The sequence below is a fragment of the Mesorhizobium sp. NZP2077 genome (assembly GCF_013170805.1).
In the GTDB taxonomy this organism is placed as follows: Bacteria; Pseudomonadota; Alphaproteobacteria; order Rhizobiales; family Rhizobiaceae; genus Mesorhizobium.
Map to the genome: position 1 here is coordinate 126543 of NZ_CP051293.1, position 20004 is coordinate 146546.

16 protein-coding genes are annotated in these 20004 nt (G+C 63.5%); 8 read left to right on the forward strand and 8 right to left on the reverse strand.

The genetic code is table 11. The features are described 5' to 3' along the window. Positions 1-261 precede the first annotated feature (261 nt). Positions 262-2253, forward strand: coding sequence for a long-chain fatty acid--CoA ligase (locus tag HGP13_RS00610; protein ID WP_172220109.1), 1992 nt, complete (start codon positions 262-264; stop codon positions 2251-2253). A gap of 71 nt (positions 2254-2324) precedes the next feature. Next, positions 2325-2963: a methyltransferase gene (locus tag HGP13_RS00615; RefSeq protein WP_172234570.1), complete on the forward strand. Its 639-nt coding sequence runs from the start codon at positions 2325-2327 to the stop codon at positions 2961-2963. Here HGP13_RS00615 and HGP13_RS00620 read toward each other — a convergent pair. Both HGP13_RS00620 and pgi read right to left on the reverse strand, forming a co-directional pair. Beyond that, a complete protein-coding gene (locus tag HGP13_RS00620) occupies positions 2960-3682 on the reverse strand; it encodes an HAD family hydrolase (protein WP_172220112.1) in 723 nt (240 codons plus the stop codon). The two genes, HGP13_RS00615 and HGP13_RS00620, sit on opposite strands and share 4 nt — an antisense overlap. A 5-nt stretch (positions 3683-3687) precedes the next feature. After that, complete coding sequence (gene pgi, locus HGP13_RS00625; RefSeq protein WP_172220116.1) at positions 3688-5331, reverse strand: glucose-6-phosphate isomerase; 1644 nt, start codon at positions 5329-5331, stop codon at positions 3688-3690. A 302-nt stretch (positions 5332-5633) separates the two neighbouring features. On the opposite strand from pgi, the gene HGP13_RS00630 reads away from it, so the two are divergent. Then, a complete protein-coding gene (locus tag HGP13_RS00630) occupies positions 5634-7127 on the forward strand; it encodes a PLP-dependent aminotransferase family protein (RefSeq protein ID WP_172220119.1) in 1494 nt (497 codons plus the stop codon). 192 nt (positions 7128-7319) lie between these two features. Beyond that, positions 7320-8909 carry a trimethylamine methyltransferase family protein gene (locus HGP13_RS00635; RefSeq protein WP_172220121.1) on the forward strand — a complete coding sequence of 530 codons (1590 nt, stop codon included), beginning with the start codon at positions 7320-7322 and terminating at the stop codon, positions 8907-8909. 12 nt (positions 8910-8921) lie between these two features. Here HGP13_RS00635 and HGP13_RS00640 read toward each other — a convergent pair whose 3' ends face one another. From HGP13_RS00640 to HGP13_RS00655, 4 genes are all read right to left on the reverse strand, one after another. After that, positions 8922-9320: a hypothetical protein gene (locus HGP13_RS00640; RefSeq protein WP_172220124.1), complete on the reverse strand. Its 399-nt coding sequence runs from the start codon at positions 9318-9320 to the stop codon at positions 8922-8924. A 66-nt stretch (positions 9321-9386) separates the two neighbouring features. Next, complete coding sequence (gene chrA / locus HGP13_RS00645; RefSeq protein WP_172220127.1) at positions 9387-10778, reverse strand: chromate transporter; 1392 nt, start codon at positions 10776-10778, stop codon at positions 9387-9389. Continuing rightward, the gene (locus HGP13_RS00650; protein ID WP_172220130.1) at positions 10775-11593 is read right to left on the reverse strand and encodes a chromate resistance protein ChrB domain-containing protein; all 819 of its coding nucleotides are present in this window, start codon (positions 11591-11593) and stop codon (positions 10775-10777) included. The genes chrA and HGP13_RS00650 overlap by 4 nt, the downstream gene beginning before the upstream one ends. A gap of 222 nt (positions 11594-11815) precedes the next feature. Continuing rightward, positions 11816-13621, reverse strand: a complete 1806-nt coding sequence (locus HGP13_RS00655; protein WP_172220133.1) for an IlvD/Edd family dehydratase — start codon at positions 13619-13621, stop codon at positions 11816-11818. 148 nt (positions 13622-13769) lie between these two features. Between HGP13_RS00655 and HGP13_RS00660 the strand changes: the two genes are divergently transcribed. Then, the gene (locus HGP13_RS00660; protein WP_172220136.1) at positions 13770-14219 is read left to right on the forward strand and encodes a carbon monoxide dehydrogenase subunit G; all 450 of its coding nucleotides are present in this window, start codon (positions 13770-13772) and stop codon (positions 14217-14219) included. A gap of 18 nt (positions 14220-14237) precedes the next feature. Here HGP13_RS00660 and HGP13_RS00665 read toward each other — a convergent pair whose 3' ends face one another. Next, positions 14238-15413: an Mrp/NBP35 family ATP-binding protein gene (locus tag HGP13_RS00665; RefSeq protein ID WP_172220139.1), complete on the reverse strand. Its 1176-nt coding sequence runs from the start codon at positions 15411-15413 to the stop codon at positions 14238-14240. A gap of 97 nt (positions 15414-15510) precedes the next feature. Further along, positions 15511-16761: a sensor domain-containing diguanylate cyclase gene (locus tag HGP13_RS00670; RefSeq protein ID WP_172234571.1), complete on the reverse strand. Its 1251-nt coding sequence runs from the start codon at positions 16759-16761 to the stop codon at positions 15511-15513. A gap of 172 nt (positions 16762-16933) precedes the next feature. Here HGP13_RS00670 and HGP13_RS00675 point away from each other — a divergent pair, with 172 nt between their 5' ends. The 3 genes from HGP13_RS00675 to HGP13_RS00685 all read left to right on the forward strand — a co-directional run bounded on the left by HGP13_RS00675 (position 16934) and on the right by HGP13_RS00685 (position 20001). Continuing rightward, positions 16934-17833, forward strand: a complete 900-nt coding sequence (locus HGP13_RS00675) for a LysR family transcriptional regulator (protein WP_172220142.1) — start codon at positions 16934-16936, stop codon at positions 17831-17833. 135 nt (positions 17834-17968) lie between these two features. Then, complete coding sequence (locus tag HGP13_RS00680) at positions 17969-18448, forward strand: formate dehydrogenase subunit gamma (protein ID WP_172220145.1); 480 nt, start codon at positions 17969-17971, stop codon at positions 18446-18448. Continuing rightward, a complete protein-coding gene (locus tag HGP13_RS00685) occupies positions 18445-20001 on the forward strand; it encodes an NADH-quinone oxidoreductase subunit NuoF (RefSeq protein WP_172220148.1) in 1557 nt (518 codons plus the stop codon). Before HGP13_RS00680 ends, HGP13_RS00685 begins: the two co-directional genes overlap by 4 nt. Positions 20002-20004 lie beyond the last annotated feature (3 nt).

Below are 20004 nucleotides of genomic sequence, written 5' to 3' on the forward strand. Positions count from 1 at the left end.
TTTGGCGACATCAATGCCGCGTCCCGTCTTCATCCGGCCACGAATGCGGAAGAGACCGGTTCCAAGTGTCGCCGGCGGGAAAGATTTTCGACGGCAAATCTTTCGGCGCCTTGCCGCAAGGGCAAGACTTGCACCGCCGCCGATAGAGGCAATACATAGATGGATATGCTGGCGGCAGCGGAGGACGTCTCTGTCATTTAGAGGCGGGCGCGGCACAGGCGACCCAGAGACGGGCGAACAAGAATTGCTAGGGAGGAACGGGTGGCAAAAGCATCTAAGGCGCCGGTGAAAGCGTCGGCCAAGGCAGTCTCGAAACCAGCCGCAGGCGCCGACGTGCAAGCGAAGCCCGCCGCCAAGGCCGCACCCGCGAAGGCGAAACCGGCAGCGAAATCCACCCCCGTAAAAACGGTGGCCAAAGCCGCTTCGCCAAAGGCCGCCGCGACGAAAGCAGTGCCGCCGAAGGCAGTAGCGACAAAAAAAAACGCGGCAGCGAAAGACCATGCGGCGAAAGCCGCGCCCGCCGCGAAGTCTGTCGAGGCGACCAAGCGGCTGCCGAAGGCACTCACGGAACTTGCCGCCGGCCTGCCCGAAAAGCCATGGCTCAAGAGCTATCCGAAAAATGTGCCGGCCGAAATCGGTGTGTTGCCCTACAGTTCGATCGGCGATTTCCTGGTCGGCGCCTGCAAGCAATTTTCCGCCCAGCCGGCCTTCACCTGCATGGACAAGTCCATCAGCTACGCCGATGTCGAGCAGTTGTCGGCGGCCTTCGGTGCTTATCTGCAATCGAAGGGACTGCAAAAGGGTGCGCGCGTCGCCCTGATGATGCCTAACGTTCTGCAATATCCGGTGGCGATGATGGGCATCCTGCGCGCCGGCTATGTCGTGGTGAACATCAATCCGCTGTACACGCCGCGCGAGCTGGAGCACCAGCTCAAGGATTCCGGCGCACAAGCCATCGTCATTCTGGAAAACTTCGCCAACACCTTGCAGGCGGTAATCGCCAGAACCGCGGTCAAGCATGTCGTGGTGGCGGCCATGGGCGACATGCTCGGCGGCCTCAAGGGCACGATCGTCAACTTCGTCGTGCGCCGCGTCAAGAAGATGGTGCCGGCATGGTCGCTGCCCGGGCATGTCAAGTTCAACGTGGCGGTGAAGGCCGGCGCCGGCCTTGGCTTCAAGCCGGTCAAGGTTGCAGCCGACGATGTCGCCTTCCTGCAATATACCGGCGGCACCACAGGCGTGTCGAAGGGCGCCACGCTGCTGCACAGCAACGTGCTCTCCAATGTCGTGCAGAACGCGCAGTGGATGGAAGACGCCTATACGATCAAGCCGAAACCGGCGCACCCGAACTTCATCTGCGCGCTGCCGCTCTATCACATCTTCGCGCTGACGGTGAACGCATTGATGGGCATGCAGCAAGGCGCCCGCAACGTGCTCATTCCCAACCCGCGCGATATCCCCGGCTTCGTCAAGGAACTGGCAAAATATCCGACCCATGTCTTTCCGGGCCTCAACACGCTGTTCAACGCGCTGCTCAACAATGAGGACTTCCGCAAGCTCGACTTCAAGCCGCTGGTGCTGACACTGGGCGGCGGCATGGCGGTGCAAAAGGGTGTCGCCGACCGCTGGAAGGCGTTGACCGGTTGCCCTGTCACTGAAGGCTATGGCCTGTCGGAAACCTCGCCGGTGGCCACCGCCAACAAGTTCAGTTCCGGCGACTTCACCGGCACGATCGGCCTGCCGCTGCCCTCGACGGAAATCGCCATCCGCGACGACGACGGCAACAATTTGCCGCTCGGCGAGGTCGGCGAAATCTGCATCAGGGGACCGCAGGTGATGGCGGGCTACTGGAACCGGCCTGACGAGACCGCCAAGGTGATGACCAAGGACGGCTACTTCAAGTCCGGTGATATGGGCTTCATGGATGAGCGTGGCTACACCAAGATCGTCGACCGCAAGAAGGACATGATCCTGGTCTCGGGTTTCAACGTCTATCCGAACGAACTCGAAGAGGTCGTGGCGATGCATCCGGGCGTGCTCGAAGTCGCGGCGATCGGCGTGCCGGACGAGCATTCCGGTGAAGTACCGAAGCTGTTCATCGTCAAAAAGGACCCGGCCCTGACCGCTGAAGCCATCACCGCTTTCTGCCGCGAGAACCTGACCGGCTACAAGCGGCCAAAATATATCGAGTTCAGGACCGAGCTGCCGAAGACGCCGGTCGGCAAGATCCTGCGGCGGGCGCTGCGCGAATAGTGGATGCTGCTGAAGACAATGCGCTCAATCGGGACTCGCGCCTCGACCCGGCGGAATTCATCAAGGCGAACATGCGCCTTGTTCCGGTGCCCGGGCTTCCCGAAATCCAGTTTTACACGGCCCATCCGGGCAGCGGGTTGCGGCGCCTCGTCGACCCTGAAGATGATGCCGACGAGGACACGCCCGAACCGCAGTCGCCCTACTGGGCCTATGCCTGGGCCGGCGGCACGGTGCTCGCGCGCTACATCCTCGACCAACCAGTGAGCGTGGCAGGCTGCCGCGTGCTCGATCTCGGCGCGGGCTCCGGCATTGTCGGGATTGCCGCCGCGAATGCCGGGGCGCGCGAGGTGATTGCCGCCGAGATTGATCGCAATGGCGTTGCCGCGATCGGTCTCAATGCGGCGGCGAACGGCGTCTCAATAACCGTTTTCGGAGACGACATCACGAAAGGTCCGCCGCCGGCGGTCGACCTCGTGCTTGCCGGCGATGTCTTCTACGGGCAGGACGTCACTGAGCGCGTCATGCCTTTTCTCGACCGCTGCCTCGCCGCCGGCATCGGGGTGCTGGTCGGCGATCCGGGCCGAGCCTATCTGCCGCGCTCGCGATTGCGCCTGCTTGCCGAATACACGGTGCCGGATTTCGGCGACGCGAAAGACGCAACCCCAAGGCCGAGCGGCGTCTTTCGCTTCGAGACCGAACCTGGCGGTTAGACCGTCTCCCTGACCCGCGCCGACAGGAAGTCGGGCAGGTCGGCAACCGAATCCAGGATGACGTCGGCGATCTCGGCTAGCGATTCGCGCGTGCCGGTGCCGGAGAGCACACCGATCGCCAGACCACAGCCGCCGGCGCGCGCCATTTCGAGGTCGTGGCGGTTGTCGCCGACCATGGCGATCTCCGCCGCTCTCAGGCCCGTGAGGTCGCAAAAGGCCTGGATGGTGTCGGGCGCGGGTTTGGGATTGGCCACCGCGTCGTAACCATAGGCGGCGTCGAACAATTGGGCAACGCCGAGCGTGACCAAGGTCTTTTCCGCGCCGCTGGTGGAATCATTGGTGGCGACGCCCAGCCGGTAGGATCTTTTGTGCAGTGTCGCCAGCGTGTCGACGATGCCCGGCAGCGCCACCGCCATCGTCGAGCCCTGCACCGAGGTGATCTCGTTGAAGCGAGCGACGGCCAGCATCTGATCTTCGTCGGACAGACGCGGGAACCACAGCTCGACGACGTCCATGTTGGTGCCGGAGGCAAAGATCGAATCGGGCTTGAAGCGCCGGTTGGCGAAATCGAAGCCCGCCGCCGCGAGCAGCCTGTCGGCCTTCCAGCGATCGCCGTCGGAGGCATCCATGGCCATGAAGTCGGCGACGCCGAGCCAGGTCGCGTTGAAGTCGACAAGTGTCCCGTCCTTGTCGAACAGTATGCCCTTGATATCTGCCAAACTTTTCACTCCGAACCACGCAATTGGTGGATGTATCCCACAAGGCCAGCCGTCGATGCGTCACGCTTGGCGGCACTTTCCTTGCCCTCGACGACAGGCAACAGGCCCGTCGCCAGTTCCTTGCCCAACTCGACGCCCCACTGGTCGAAGGAATTGATGTTGAACAGCGTCCCCTCGACGAAGACGCGGTGCTCATAGAGCGCGATCAACCGGCCGAAGGTGCGCGGGTCGAGCTTGCGGTAGAGGATGGTCACCGAAGGCCGGTTGCCGGAGAAGACACGATGCGGCGCTATTTTGTCGACATCGGCCGGCTTCATGCCCTTGGCCAGCATCTGCGCGCGCGCCTCGTCCAGCGTGCGGCCCTTCATCAACGCTTCCGATTGCGCCAGGCAATTGGAGAGCAGCAGATCATGCTGGTGCTTGAGCTCCGGCTCGTGGCCGACGGCCGCGGCAAGGAATTCGACCGGGATGAAGTCGGTGCCCTGGTGCAGGAGCTGGAAGAAGGCGTGCTGGCCATTGGTGCCGGGCTCGCCCCAGACCAGCGGCCCTGTCGGCGTCGTCACCGGCGTGCCGTCGAGCGTGACGCCCTTGCCGTTCGATTCCATATCGAGCTGCTGCAGATAGGCCGGCAGCCGGGACAGGCGCTGGTCATAGGGGATAACCGCGCGGGCCGGATAGCCGCAGATAACGCGATGCCACCAGCCGACCAGCCCGAGCAGCGCCGGCAGGTTCTTGGCGATCGGCGCGGCGCGGAAATGCTCGTCCATTTCGTGCGCGCCATCGAGGAAGGCTCGAAAATTCCTTGGACCGACGGCGATCATGACGGGAAGGCCGATCGCGCCCCAGACCGAATAGCGGCCGCCGACCCAGTCCCAGAAGCCGAAGACGCGATCGGATTCGATGCCGAACTTGGCCACCAGGTCGAGCGCCGTCGAGACGGCGGCGAAATGCTTGCCGACTGCCTGCTTGCCGAGCGCCTTTTGCACCCAGTCGCGCGCCGTCTGTGCGTTGGTCATCGTCTCGACCGTTGTGAAGGTCTTGGAGGCGATGATGAACAGTGTGGTTTCGGCGGACAGGCCCTTCAGCGTGTCATGGATATGGGCGCCGTCGATGTTGGAGACATAGTGCGCGCGCGGCCCGTCATGATAGGGGGCGAGCGCCAGCGTCGCCATGGCCGGGCCGAGGTCGGAACCGCCGATGCCGATGTTGACGATGTCGGTGATCTTCTTGCCGGTGGCACCTGGCGCCTTGCCGGAGCGGATGGCATCGGCAAAGGCGCCCATCGCGTCGAGCACGGAAAGGACATCCGCCTTGACGTCCTGGCCATCGACCGTGACACCCTTGCCTGAGAGGTTGCGCAGCGCCGTGTGCAGCACGGCGCGGTCTTCGGTGATGTTGATCTTCTTGCCGGCGAACATGGCGGCGCGGCGGCCCTCGAGATCGGCGGCGCCAGCCAGCTTTTCCAGCAAGTCCATGGTGGTCGCGTCGACGGCGCATTTCGACCAATCGAGCAACAAATTGTCGTCGGTGGCGGAGAATGCCTGGAACCGCTGCGGATCGGCGGCGAAGGCCTGGCGCATGCTGGCCGGTGCCGCGGCGCGATGGTCGCGCAAGGCGGCAAGCTGTTTCTGGAAGGCTGACTTATCCACTGGCGGGTAGCTCCTGGCGTTTTGGATGCACCATATCAGACCGGATGTTTCCGGCGCGTGTCGTCGCGGCACAACTATTGAGCCGAACTCCGTGCGGTCAATACGCGGCGATGCCGCATCGCATCACGATGCGATGACACAATGTGTCGCTCCGGGCGGTTGCAGCGCCCGATTTCGGCCGGAAGGATCACTGGCATAAATCCCAAAGATCAGAAAAATTGATTGGCGCAACCCCTTGTGCCACCGTTACATTCGACTGGTCCAGCCAAGCGAAAAAAGCTGGCCATCGAGGAACATCTTCCATGCCACAGAGAAACGACACGGCGATATGGTCCGGCCTGTTCCGGATTTCGGCTGAATCCGGCCAGACCCTGCAGGCGCAGATCCGCCAAGCCATCGTGGCCGCCATTCTCGACCGTCAGATCGCCGCTTCGATGCCACTTCCCTCCTGCCGGATCCTGGCCGAAAAACTCGGCGTGGCACGCGGCACCGTGGTGCTGGCCTTCCAGCAGCTCGTCGACCAGGGTTTTCTGGTGGCGCGCGAGCGGCGCGGCCATTTCGTCAATCCCGACGTGCTGGCGACACCGGCCAAGCCGCACCAGAAGGCGCCCGACCAGGCCAACGAGATCGACTGGAAGGCACGCCGGCAGATCGCCGCCAGCGATATGCCGCCGCCGGCCAAGCACGAGAACTGGATCAAGTCGTCCTATCCCTTCGTCTACGGCCAGTTCGACCCGGCGCTGTTCCCGACCGCCGAGTGGCGCGAGTGCAACCGCATGGCGCTGGCCGTGCTTGAAATCCGCAACTGGGCGTCCGACATGGTCGACCGCGACGATCCGCTGTTGATCGAGCAGATCCAGGCGCGGCTGTTGCCGCGGCGCGGCATTTTCGCCAATCCCGACGAGATCATCGTCACGCTTGGCGCCCAGAACGCGCTCTATATGCTGGCGACGCTGCTGATGACCAAGGGTTCCAAGGTGGCGATGGAAGATCCCGGTTATCCCGATGCGCGCAGCATTTTCCGGCTTGCGGGCGCCGAGATCCAGCCGGTGCCGGTCGACCAATCCGGCATCGTAACCTCTTCTATCCCCAATGATTCCGGCTTCGTCTTCGTCACGCCGAGCCATCATTGCCCGACCATGGTGCCCTTGTCGGCGGAGCGGCGGCAGGATTTGCTGGCGCGCGCCAACCGGCACAACCAGATCATCATCGAGGACGGCTATGACAGCCAGCTTCTTGACGAGGCACCGCAGCAGGCATTGAAAAGCCTCGATCGTTCCGGCCGCGTCGTCTATGTCGGCTCGATGTCGAAGACGCTGGCTCCCGGCCTGCGGCTTGGCTACATCGTCGCCTCGGCTGGACTAATCTCCGAGCTCAGGGCGCTGCGCCGCTTCATGCTGCGTCATCCGCCGGCCAACAACCAGCGCGCCGTCGCACTGTTCCTGTCGCTCGGCCATCACGAAGCGCTGGTGCGGCGTCTATCGAGCGCCTTCGACGAGCGGCGCAAGCGTCTGGTCCATGCGATTTCCGCCTTCCTGCCGGAATGGCGCTCGACCGACTCGGCCGGCGGCACGTCGCTCTGGCTCGAGGGGCCACGCGGCACCGATTCGCGCGGTCTGGCCGAGGCCGCCGCCTCGCGCAGCGTGATCATCGAGCCGGGGGACCGCTTCTTCGACCGCACCGAAAAGCCTTCGCGTTTCATGCGGTTGGGCATTTCCTCGATCGCGCTGCAGCACATCGAGCCCGGCATCCGCGAATTGGCCACGGCCGCCGGACGCAGGCCCGCCGCCGCCTGATCCACTCATCCGATCCTTTGACCGGGGCCGCACAGATACGGCTCCGGCTCCTTTTGCTCTGGCACATGCAACCGGACAGGCTGGCCCATAGGCTGTGCCAATGCTGGCGGCATAGTCGTGCCACAAAGGGGAAGAAGCAGCCGATGGTGGACCAACCGCCGCCCTGTTTCCGAGAAAAGGTGGAGTGTCTCCATGTCAGTGGTTCTTGAAAAGCACGATGCGGCGGCGGATCAGCGCTCGCGTCGCTCCGGAGGACGCGAAGCGCGCCGCGCCATGCGGGCAGCGCCCCTGGCCGACGACATCAAGCCGGTACGCGCCGGCCTCGAGGGCGGCAGCTACGGACCGCTGAAGCACAACGACCAGGAACGCATCCACGAGGCGGTGCTGACGTTGCTGGAGACCGTCGGCTTCGCCAATGCCATCCCCTCCTGCATCGAGGCGCTGACCAAGGCCGGCGCCACCTATGGCGATGACGGCCGCATCCGTTTCCCGCGCGCACTGGTGCTCGACACGATCAAGAAGGCGGCACGCAATTTCACCCTGCACGGCCAGGACCCGAAACACGACATGTTGATCCAGGGCAAGCGCGTGCACTACGGCACGGCCGGGGCCGCCGTGCATCTGGTCGATGTCGAGAAGCGCGAATACCGCGAATCGCTGCTACAGGACATCTATGACGCGGCCCGCCTCGTCGAAGGCCTCGACAACATCCATTTCTTTCAGCGGCCGATGGTGCCACGCGACATTCCCGATCCGCTCGAAATGGACTTCAACACGCTCTATGCCTGCGTGATGGGCACGTCCAAGCATGTCGGCACCTCGTTCACGGTGCGCGAGAACGTGCAGCCGGCGCTCGAAATGCTCTATGCCATCGCCGGCGGCGAGGAGAATTTCCGCGCCCGGCCGTTCGTGTCGAACTCGAACTGCTTCGTCGTGCCGCCGATGAAATTCGCAGAGGACGCCTGCGGCGTGCTCGAGGCCTGCGTCGAGGGCGGCATCCCGATCCTGCTGCTGTCGGCCGGCCAGGCCGGCGCGACCGCTCCGGCGGCGATTGCCGGCGCTGTGGTGCAGGCCGTGGCCGAAGTGCTGGCCGGTCTGGTCTATGTCAATGCCATCAAGCCGGGACATCCCGCGATCTTCGGCACCTGGCCGTTCGTGTCGGATCTGCGGACCGGCGCCATGTCGGGCGGCTCGGCAGAGCAGGCGGTGCTGACTGCGGCCTGCGCGCAGATGGCGCAGTTCTACGACCTGCCGGGCGGCTCGGCCGCCGGCATGACGGATTCGAAACTGCCCGACATCCAGTCCGGCTACGAAAAAGGCATCACCGACGTGATGGCGGGCCTTGCCGGGCTCAACCTCGTCTATGAATCGGCCGGCATGCATGCCTCGCTGCTCGGCTTTTGCCTGGAAAGCCTGATTATCGACAACGACATGCTCGGCCATTGCCTGCGTTGCGTGCGCGGCATCGAAGTGTCAGATGAATCGCTGTCGATCGACACCATCGCAGAGGTCTGCCTGAATGGCCCGGGCCACTATCTCGGCAACGAGCAGACGCTCAGGCTGATGCAGACCGAATATTTCTACCCGGCCGTCGGCGACCGCTTTTCGCCAAAGGAATGGAACGAGAAGGGCCGGCCCGACATATTGCAGCGCGCGATCATCGAGAAAAAGCGCGTCCTTGCCGAGCGTTTCCCGCGCCATGTGCCGAAGCTGCTCGACGACAAACTGCGCATGCGCTTCGGCGACATGATCAAGCTGCCGCGCGCCAATATGGGCGGGTAGGTCCGATTCTCGTCAGTCCGCGCCCAGTCCGTAGTGCTCGACGACCTCGGCATTGATCAGCTTGGCGTGTAGCGCCATCAGCACGATTTGCGCATCGAAACTGTCGCCGGCCTCAACCGCGGCCTCGATACGGCGCTCCACGTCCTGCCGCTGCTGCAAACCGTGGGAGCGTTCGAAGGTTTCCGGTCCGGCAATGCAATAGCTGAACAGCCGCGCCACGTCCGGATAGGCCTGGCTGGGCGGCTCGTCGGGCCAGTGATCCTTCATCAGATTGACGATGGTGAGTTTTACCCCCTCCGGCACGAGGGCAGGATGCAGGTCGGCGCCGCGAAGGGCGTCGTCGAGCTGCCTGAGATCACCCGAGCGTCCGAACATGCCGAGAAAACCGAGGGAAGAGCGTCGTTGCGCCATGATGGTCCAATCCGTTTTTCAACCACTTAAGTGGTAGGCAAGCGGAATACAAAGGCATGCGAATATCTAGCCACCTACCGCCAGCAGCAAGACACCGGCAAGGGCTGATCCGGCGAGCGTCGGCAGCATGCCGATCTTGAGCTTCAGGATGGCGATCATCGCGGCACAGGAAAGCAGCGCCGCGCGCCAGTCGATCGACGAAAACACCGGGATGGTCATGCCGAGGCTCATTGCGTGCACCTCACGGAAAACGACGTGCAAGGCAAACCACAAAGCGAGATTCATGATGACGCCGACAACGGCTGCGGTGATTGCGCCGAGCGCGGCCGACAAGGCCCTGTTGCCGCGCAGGGCCTCGATATAGGGCGCGCCGAGGAATATCCAGAAGAAGCACGGCGTGAACGTCACCCACAAGGTCAGCAGCGCTCCAAGCGATCCGGCAAGCAACGGGTTCACTGAGCCGGAGTGGCGGAACGCGGCGATGAAGCCGACAAACTGCAACACCAGGATGAGCGGACCGGGCGTGGTCTCGGCAAGCCCGAGACCATCGACCATTTCACCGGGGGCGAGCCAGCCGAAGGACTGCACGGCTGCCTGCGCGACATAGGCCAGCACCGCGTAGGCGCCGCCGAAGGTGACGACCGCCATCAGACTGAAGAACCTGCCTATCTCGGTCCACACACTGGCAGAGCCGGTGAACCACCAGATGAGCAGAACAGGCCCGAGCCAGATCGGCAGCCAGATCGCGACAGTGCGCGGCGCATGCCATTTCGTCGGCACGACGTGGGTCAGTTCGCCGCGCTCGAACATCAGGTCGACCGCTCCCTTGATGTCGACAACATCGCCCTTGCCATGCGCGGACCCGGAAAACAGGCCGGGAGCAACGCGGTCCCCCTGCCATCCTGTCAGGCCGGCGAGCAGGATGATGAGCGGAAACGGCACATTCAACGCATAGATGGCGATGAACGCCGCAACCGCGATCGACACCATGGCCCGGTTTTTCAGAGCGCGGCGTCCGATGCGGATCACCGCCTCGATGACGATGGCAAGCACCGCCGCCTTCACCCCAAGGAAAAGCGCCTCGACGAGCGGCATGTCGCCATAGAGCACGTAGAGGCTGCTCAAGATCAGCATGACGAGCGCGCCGGGCACGACGAAGAGGATGCCGGCGACTAAGCCGCCGAGTGTCTTGTGCAGCAGCCAGCCGATATAGATGGCGAGTTGCTGGGCCTCCGGGCCAGGCAGCAGCATGCAGTAGTTCAGCGCATGCAGGAAACGCTGTTCACCGATCCACCGCCGCTCCTCGACCAATTCCCTGTGCATCAGGGCGATCTGCCCGGCCGGCCCGCCGAAGGAGAGCAATCCGATCTTCGCCCAGACTTTCGCGGCTTCGGTGAAGGTCGGCACAGCCGGCGCCCCGACGTTGCCCGACCTGTGTGCAGGCACAACTGCGCTCATGACGGTTTACCTGCGCTCGGCCAGTTGTGCGTTTCCTCGGTGGCGTCGCGACACCAGCGGAAGAAGGCATCGTAGAGCAGCATGCCTGCTTCCAACTGTTCCAGATCGTCGCGAAACATCCGCGACAGGCCAAGCGAGGCAGCCAGAAAGCCGGCGGCCTGGGGAACGAGGTCGAGGCTTGCAGTATCGGCGGCGCGCACAATCACGGCAAGGCGATCGAGCGCTGTGGATTGCAGCCCGAACTCCTCGATCATGATGTCGAAGGTGCAGCGTTCGCCGCGATGGCTCCAGAACACAGTGTCGATGTCGAACGGTACGGCCTTGAAACGGTCGGCCACGGCAGCCACCTCGGCCGCCTCGACAAACAGGAAGACCGCGTGCGGATCGACGAAACGCCGGATTAGCCAGGGGCAAGCGATGCGGTCGACCTTCGGGCGGGACCGCGTCACCCACACGGTACGGCCTTTTTCATCGCGCGGCGGCAAGTTTTCCGTGCGGACCAAAAGCCCATTTGCGTCGCGCCAGGCTTCGAAGCCGCCTTCGAGGGATTCAGCGGAAATTCCCTCGTGCCGAAACCATGCGGCCACGCCTTGCGAGAGTTTTTGACCTCTCTGACAGACGACCGAGACTTGCCTGCCAGCAAATTCGGACGCCCAGGTCGAAACGGTTTTGAAGTCGCGCCTGATCGAGGCCGGCAGCAGGCGCGGATCGGCGTCGAAATCCTCATCGATACGGACGTCGATGATCACGGGCATGTCCGGCAGCCCAATGAGGCGGGATAGTTGCGATACGGTGATAGCGGTTGTTGACGGCATGGCGTCCACCTCCTGATAGAGAAGCTTGGACGCGAACGTTGGGCTGACGCCTCACGGGGTCGTCGCGATGCACCCCTTGTCGGGACAGTGGATTTGTTGGGCGCGCTTGTCAAGGATGGCAAACGGCGGCGTGATCCGGATCACGCCGCCCTTTGTCTTCAAAGTAAGTACTTGCGCACAGATATTGTCCCCGGAGCAATCAGATGATGTCCCCGAGAGCAATCAATGATTGTCCCTGGGGACGCCGCTGGTGTGGGCGACGTCCTGGTATTTCACCGCCGGCTTCAGCACCATTCCCTGGTCGAACTGGTCGACCATGCCGCGCTGGATTTCCTGCCATGGCGTCTGGTGCTTGGGATAGTGATAGCCGCCATTGCCCTGCAGCGCCGCGCGCCGCTTGGCGATCTCGTCGTCGCTGACCAGGATGTTGGCGGTGCCCTTCCTGAGATCGATGCGGACGCGGTCGCCTGTCTTGAGCAGTGCCAAACCGCCGCCTATTGCCGCCTCCGGCGAGGCGTTGAGGATCGATGGCGAGCCCGAGGTGCCCGACTGGCGACCATCGCCGATGCAGGCCAGCGCGTGGATGCCCTTCTTGATGAGGTAGGCCGGCGGCTGCATGTTGACGACCTCTGCACCGCCGGGGTAGCCGACCGGGCCGGCACCGCGCATGAATAAGATCGTGTGCTCGTCGATGCCTTGCGCCGGATCGTCGATGCGGGCGTGGTAATCCTCCGGCCCGTCGAAGACCATGGCGTTGCCTTCGAAGGCTTCCGGGTCCTTCGGGTTGGACAGATAGCGCTCGCGGAACTCCTGCGAGATACCGCTCATCTTCATGATCGCCGAATCGAACAGATTGCCCTTGAAGTTGATGAAGCCGGCATTGGCCTTCAACGGCTCGGCAACGGTGCGGATGACATCGCTATTCTCGTTGGCGACACCCTTGCAATTGTCGCCGATCGACTTGCCGTTGACAGTCATGGCCTCGGGATAAGGCAGCAGTCCCGCCTTCATCAGCTCGGCAACCACGGCGGGTACGCCGCCGGCATGATGGTAGTCTTCGCCAAGATATTCGCCCGACGGCTGCAAATTGACGATGAGCGGCACCTTGAGGCCAATGGCCTGCCAGTCGTCATTGTCGAGCGGCACGCCGAGATGGCGGGCAATAGCGTTGAGGTGGATTGGCGCATTGGTGGAGCCGCCGATCGCCGAATTGACGACGATGGCGTTCTCGAAGGCCTTGCGCGTCATGATGTCAGACGGTTTCAGGTCCTCATGCACCATGTCGACGATGCGCTTGCCGGTCTCGTAGGCGATCTGGCCGCGCTCGCGGTAGGGCGCGGGGATGGCGGCTGAGCCGGGCAACTGCATGCCGAGCGCCTCGGCCAGCGAATTCATCGTGGTGGCGGTGCCCATGGTGTTGCAGTAGCCGGTGGACGGCGCCGAGGACGCGACGATGTCCATGAATTCGTCATAGCCGATTTCGCCGGCCGACAGGCGCTGGCGCGATTCCCAGACGATGGTGCCCGACCCGGTCCGCTTGCCCTTGTGCCAGCCATTGAGCATCGGGCCGACCGACAGCGCGATGGCCGGAATGTTGACGGTGGCCGCCGCCATAAGCAGGGCCGGCGTCGTCTTGTCACAGCCGATGGTCAGCACGACGCCGTCGAGCGGATAGCCGAAGAGCACCTCGACCAGGCTGAGATAGGCGAGGTTGCGGTCAAGGGCGGCGGTCGGGCGCTTGCCGGTCTCCTGGATCGGATGGCAGGGGAATTCGAAAGGGATGCCGCCCATCGAGACGATGCCCTCGCGCACGCGCTTGGCGAGCTCGATATGGTGCCGGTTGCAAGGAGACAGATCCGAGCCGGTCTGGGCGATACCGATCAGCGGCTTGCCCGACATCAGCTCGGCGCGCGTCAGCCCGTAATTCAGGTAGCGCTCCAGATAAAGCGCTGTCATGCCCGGATTGTCGGGGTTGTCGAACCACTCCTGCGAGCGAAATTTTTTCTTCTTGGTGGGGGCGCCGGCCATCACGGTCTCCGTATTTGTATGACAAATCGATATGACAACGCGTCAACGCAAGCAAGGGGCACGCGCGTTCTGAATCGGGACTTTGGTGCGATAGACACGCCCCCAGCGGTGCGTTAGGCCTTCGGGCAGTCTTGTCTGGGAGGTTTTCATGGCTTTGGTGATCGAAGGCGAGGAGCGCATTGCCGCACCCCTGCAAAAAGTGTGGGAAGCGCTGAACGATCCCGAGGTTTTGAAGGCAACCATTCCCGGCTGCCAGAGCCTCGAGATGAAGTCGCCGACCGAAATGACCGCGACGGTGGTGTTGAAGATCGGGCCGATCAAGGCGACCTTCAACGGCGAAGTGACGCTGAAGAACCTCAAGCCGCCGCATTCCTATACCATCCAGGGCGAAGGCAAGGGCGGCATTGCAGGCTTCGCCAAAGGCGGCGCCGACGTGACGCTGACCGAGGACGGGCCGGACGCCACTGTGTTGAAATATGCGGCCAAGGCCGATGTCGGCGGCAAGATCGCCCAGCTCGGCAGCCGGCTGATCGAATCGACCTCGAAAAAACTGGCGGGGCAGTTCTTCTCGAGTTTTGGCGAGAAAGTCGGCGGCTGAGCCCACGAAGGGCAGAAATCACTCGAAGACGATGCTCGGCACCGCCGCTTCGGCCGCGCCGCGTTCTTCATTGACCCTGTCCCAGACCTTGGCGGCGATGTCGCGATAGGTTTTCGCCGTGGTGCTGTCGGGCTTCGAGACAACAACCGGCTCACCGGCATCCGAGCTTTCGCGGATGCCCATTTCGAGCGGCACCTCGCCGAGGAAGGTGACGCCGAGGCGTTCGGCCTCGCGCCGCGCGCCGCCATGGCCGAAAATGTCGTAGCGCTTGCCGGTGTCCGGCGCGATGAAATAGCTCATGTTCTCGACGATGCCGAGCAGCGGCACGTCGACCTTCTTGAACATATTGAGGCCCTTGCGGGCATCGATCAGCGCCAGGTCCTGCGGCGTCGAGACAATGACGGCGCCGGCGAGCGGCACCTGCTGCGCCATGGTCAGCTGGGCGTCGCCGGTGCCGGGCGGCATGTCGACGACGAGGACGTCGAGCCGGCCCCATTCGACCTCGCGCAGCATCTGAGTCAGTGCCGACATCACCATCGGCCCGCGCCAGATCATCGGCGTTTCCTCGTCGACGAGGAAGCCCATCGACATCACCTTGAGGCCGTAATTCTCCATCGGTTTCAGGATCTTGCCGTCGACCGTCTGCGGCCGGCCATGGATATTGAGCAGTTTCGGCATGGACGGGCCGTAGATGTCGGCATCGAGCACGCCGACGCGCAGACCATTGGCGGCAAGGCCAAGCGCAATGTTGACGGCGGTGGTCGACTTGCCGACGCCGCCCTTGCCCGAGGCAACCGCGATGATCGCCTCGATGCCGGGCACGCCGCGCTTGCCTGAACTCTGGGATGCCGGCGCGTGCGGAGTGGTGCGCGGCGCAGCTGGCGGAGCCGGCGGTGCTGGCCTGGGCGCAGGCCGCGATGGAACCGGCGCCTCCATGCCACCGCCTTTCTTCTCGGCAGTCAGCGCGACGACCGCGCCGGCAACGCCGGGAATGGCTTTCACCACGCGCTCGGCAGCGGCACGCAGCGGTTCCATCTCCTGCGCGCGGGCAGCTGGAACGGTGATCGAGAAGAACACTTTCGAATCGGCGATAAAAATCTCGGAAACCATGCCGAGGTCGACGATGTTGCCGGTGAAGTCCGGCCCGTTGACCGTCTTCAGGCGCTCGGTGACGATTTCCTTGGTGACGGACATGACGGCATTTCCTCAGACAGTGGCTCGGCGGCTGGCCTGAGATAATGCAGTTCATCGCCAACACCAAGCGGCGGTGAGCAGATCGAACGATGCTGGTTCAATCGAAAGCGAGTTCCAGACGCCGTTCGGCCTGGGCGACGACCCGGCATTTCGCCTCGAACCGATCCGCCCTGATGGCGAGCAAAAACTGGCCGGGAATGCCGGCGATGTTCGAAACGTCGATGGTGGCGCCGTCCTCGCCGAGGCTGCGAACCGTGCAGTCGATGGTCGACATGCGGGCGTTGAAGACGATCTGGCCGGCTTTCAGCACCCTGCGCCGCGGCCGCGCCTGATCGCCCACGGGGGGATTCCACGCCGTGGTCCGGTTGCGGCCGGCGTGTTTCGAGCGATACATGGCCGCATCAGCGCGTTCGATCAGCTCCTGCAGGCTGCTGGTCGCGGGATCGAACGCGGCGACACCAAGGCTTGCCGTGACCGGTATTTCATCCGCGCAGTGCGCGAGCCGCATGGCCTCGATGGTGCCGCGCAGCCGCTCGGCGGATTCAAGCGCGCCGTTGCGGCCGGCGTAGAGAAGCACCGCGAATTCCTCACCACCGATGCGTCCGAATATGTCGACGTCCCGCAAGGTGGCGCTGCATTGCCCGGCCACACCAGCCAGAACCTTGTCGCCCGCGGCATGGCCGAAATTGTCGTTGACCGATTTGAAATGGTCGACATCGAAGACAATACAGGAGAAGTCGAAGCGCTGCCGCTGCGCCAGCGCGAAGGCCCTGCCGCCCTGATCGACGAATGCCCGCCGCGACAGTACCCCTGTCAGCGCATCGCTGGAGGCATGCTGGCGCAGCTCCAGCTCATCCATGGCAAGGTCGGCGAAATCCTGGAGGATTGCGATGTCGCGCTCGCCGAATTCCCTCGGCGCATAACCGATCGCACAGACACTGCCGATGTTGTGGCCGTCACGGCTGCACAAGGGGACGCCTGCGTAGAAGCGGATATGCGGATCGTTCGTGACGAGGGGATTGCCGGCGAAACGTGGATCCTTCGTCGCGTCGGCGACGATCAGGGGCTCGTCCTGAAGGATCGTGTACTGGCAGAATGTGTCCTTGCGTGCGACTTCATTTGTCACCAGGCCCTCGCAGGCCTTGTACCATTGGCGGTGCCCGTCAATGACCGAGACGATGGCGATCGGGACATCGAAGACAGTCTTGATCAATCGCGTAATGCGGTCGAACGACGCTTCGCGCGGCGTGTCCAGAATATCGAAGCGCTCGACAGCCCGAAGGCGCGCCGCCTCCCGCAGATCGGCAGCGGAAGGCGCTTGTATTTCCGGCGGATGCTCCTGGAGCATGCGAACCAACCTGTCTTCGGCGCCCCCTGCCGCGATACCCGCATCGACCATGATGGCAAGCCAAATATTATCAATTGGTTATTGGCTGTTGCCACTATCGGCTGCCTCATCCACGATGATTAACGAGCGCTGAGCGGCAGGATGTTGCAGCTACGCGAAAAGGGCTCGCGGCATGATCGACAAACTCGAATTCTTCATCGCGCTGGCCAAGGAAGAGCATTTCGGCCGGGCGGCGGAAGCGTGTGGCGTCACCCAGCCGACCCTTTCGGCCGGCATCAAGCAGTTGGAGGGTCAGCTCGGCGTCATGCTGGTCAATCGCGGGTCGCGTTTCCAGGGGCTGACGCCGGAGGGCAAGCAGGTGCTGGTCTGGGCGCGCCGCATCGTTGGCGACACGAGGACCATGCGCGAGGAGATGCGCGCGGCGCGCCACGGTCTTTCCGGGCGCATCCGCATTGCCGCCATTCCAACGGCGCTGGCCATGGTGGCGCGGCTGACGACGCCGTTTCGCGAAAAGCATCCGGGCGTCACCTTCTCGGTGCTGTCGCGCACCTCGATCGAAGTGCTGTCGCTGCTCGGCAATTTCGACATCGACGCCGGCATCACCTATCTCGACAACGAACCGCTTGGGCGGGTGACCAGCGTGCCGCTCTATGATGAGCGCTATCAGCTGATCACGGCGGTCGGGAACCCCTATTCCGACCGCGACAAAGTGACATGGGCCGAGATCAGTCAGTTGCCGCTCTGCCTTTTGACGCCTGACATGCAGAACCGCCGCCTCATCGACCAGCATCTGGCCGAGGCCGGCGTGCAGGTGCGGCCGACGCTCGAGTCCAACTCGATGATCGTGCTGTTCTCGCACATCCGCACCGGCAAATGGTCGTCGATCATGCCGCTCAACCTCGCGGAAACATTCGGCTTTTCGGAGCCGATCCGAGCCATCCCGATCGTCGAGCCCGATGCCAGCCATACGGTCGGGCTGGTGGCCACGCCGCGCGAGCCGCACACGCCGCTGGTGCAGGCGCTGCTGGACGAGGCAATGGCGCTGGCAGACGATTTCCGCACCCATCGCTAGGTTAGAGAAAGGCGGCTGATCGTGATTGATAGAAGATTTCTATCAAGCGACGGATCAGCTTTATTGATTTCGCGGGTTTCCTCTGTTTTTGTAACGACTTAGCGCTAGAACGCTACCGACCAGGGAGGGCGCTGCATGACGATGCAGCCTGCAAGTACCGAGATCGCATCTCGCACGGCGGCGATTATCCAAGAGCTAAAAGGCCTCGAAGGCCCGCTGCTGCCCATCCTGCACGAGATCCAGGAAGAATTCGGCCATGTGCCGCAGGCAGCACTGCCGGTGATCGCCGACGGGCTGAACCTCTCCAAGGCCGAGGTGCACGGCGTCGTCACCTTCTATCACGATTTCCGTGTCCGGCCGGCCGGACGGCATGTCCTCAAGCTCTGCCAGGCGGAAGCCTGTCAGTCGATGGGTTCGGATGCCGTCGCCGCCAAGATCAAGCAACTGCTGGGCATCGGCTTCCACGAGACCACCCGCGACGGATCGGTTACACTCGAGCCGGTCTATTGCCTCGGGCTTTGCGCCTGTTCGCCGTCGGCGATGCTGGACGGTGAGGTGATCGGCCGGCTCGATGACGACAAGATCGACGAGATCCTTACCGAGGTGCGCTCATGATCCCCCGCATCTACATTCCCGGCGATTCCGGCGCGCTGGCGCTCGGTGCCGAAAAGGTCGCCAAGGCTGTTCGCGCGGAACTCGCCGAGCGCGGCATCGAGGCCAAGATCGTGCGCAACGGGTCGCGCGGCGCCTATTTCCTCGAGCCGATGGTCGAAGTGGCGACCGCCAATGGCCGTGTCGCCTACGGACCGGTCAAGCCTTCCGACGTGAAAAGCCTGTTCGACAGTGGCTTCCTCACCGGTGGCCACCACAAGCGCTGGCTTGGTTCGCCGGACAAGATCCCCTTCCTGGCCAAGCAGACGCGGCTGACTTTTGCCCGCTGCGGCATCAACGACCCGCTGTCGCTGGACGCCTACAAGGCGCTCGGCGGGTTGAAGGGTCTGCAGAACGCGGTCGCCATGGCGCCGGCTGATATCGTCAAGCAAGTTACCGAGTCAGGCCTGCGCGGCCGCGGTGGCGCCGGCTTCCCGACCGGCATCAAATGGAAGACCGTGCTGGATACGACGTCCGAGCGCAAATACATCGTCTGCAACGCCGATGAGGGCGACAGCGCGACTTTCGCCGACCGGATGATCATGGAAGGCGATCCCTTCGTGCTGATCGAAGGCATGGCGATCGCCGGCATCGCCACCGGCGCGACCAAGGGTTTCGTCTATATCCGCTCGGAATATCCGCACGCGGTGGCAACAATGAACAAGGCCGTCGAAATCGCCCGCAAGGCCGGCGTGCTCGGCGTCAATGTGCTGGGTTCGCCCAATGCCTTCGACATTGAAATCCGCGTCGGCGCCGGCGCCTATGTCTGCGGCGAGGAAACGTCGCTTTTGAACAGCTTGGAAGGCAAGCGCGGCGTGGTGCGCGCCAAGCCGCCGCTGCCGGCAATCCAGGGCCTGTTCGGCAAGCCGACAGTGATCAACAACGTCATCAGCCTGGCCTCGGTGCCCATCATCATGGACAAGGGCGCCGCCTTCTACAAGGATTTCGGCATGGGCCGTTCGCGCGGCACGATCCCGATCCAGATCGCCGGCAATGTCAGGAATGGCGGCCTGTTCGAGACCGCTTTCGGCCTGACGCTCGGCGAAATCGTCGACGACATCGGCGGCGGGACGGCGACGGGACGTCCGGTCAAGGCGGTGCAGGTCGGCGGTCCCTTAGGCGCCTATTTTCCCCGCGGACTGTTCGACACGCCGTTCGACTACGAAGAATTCGCCAAGCGTGACGGGCTGATCGGCCATGCCGGCATCACCGTGTTCGACGACACCGCCGACATGCTGAAGCAGGCGCGCTTTGCCATGGAATTCTGCGCCATCGAAAGCTGCGGCAAGTGCACGCCCTGCCGCATCGGCTCGACACGTGGCATCGAGACCATCGACAGGCTTGCCGCCGGCATCGAACCAGAAAAGAACCTCGCTCTGGTCACCGACCTCTGCAACACGATGAAGTTCGGATCGCTGTGCGCGCTGGGCGGCTTCACGCCCTACCCGGTGATGAGTTCGATCACGCATTTCCCTGAAGATTTCAAGCCCGCGCCCGCGCGCGTCGCTGCTGAATAGGAG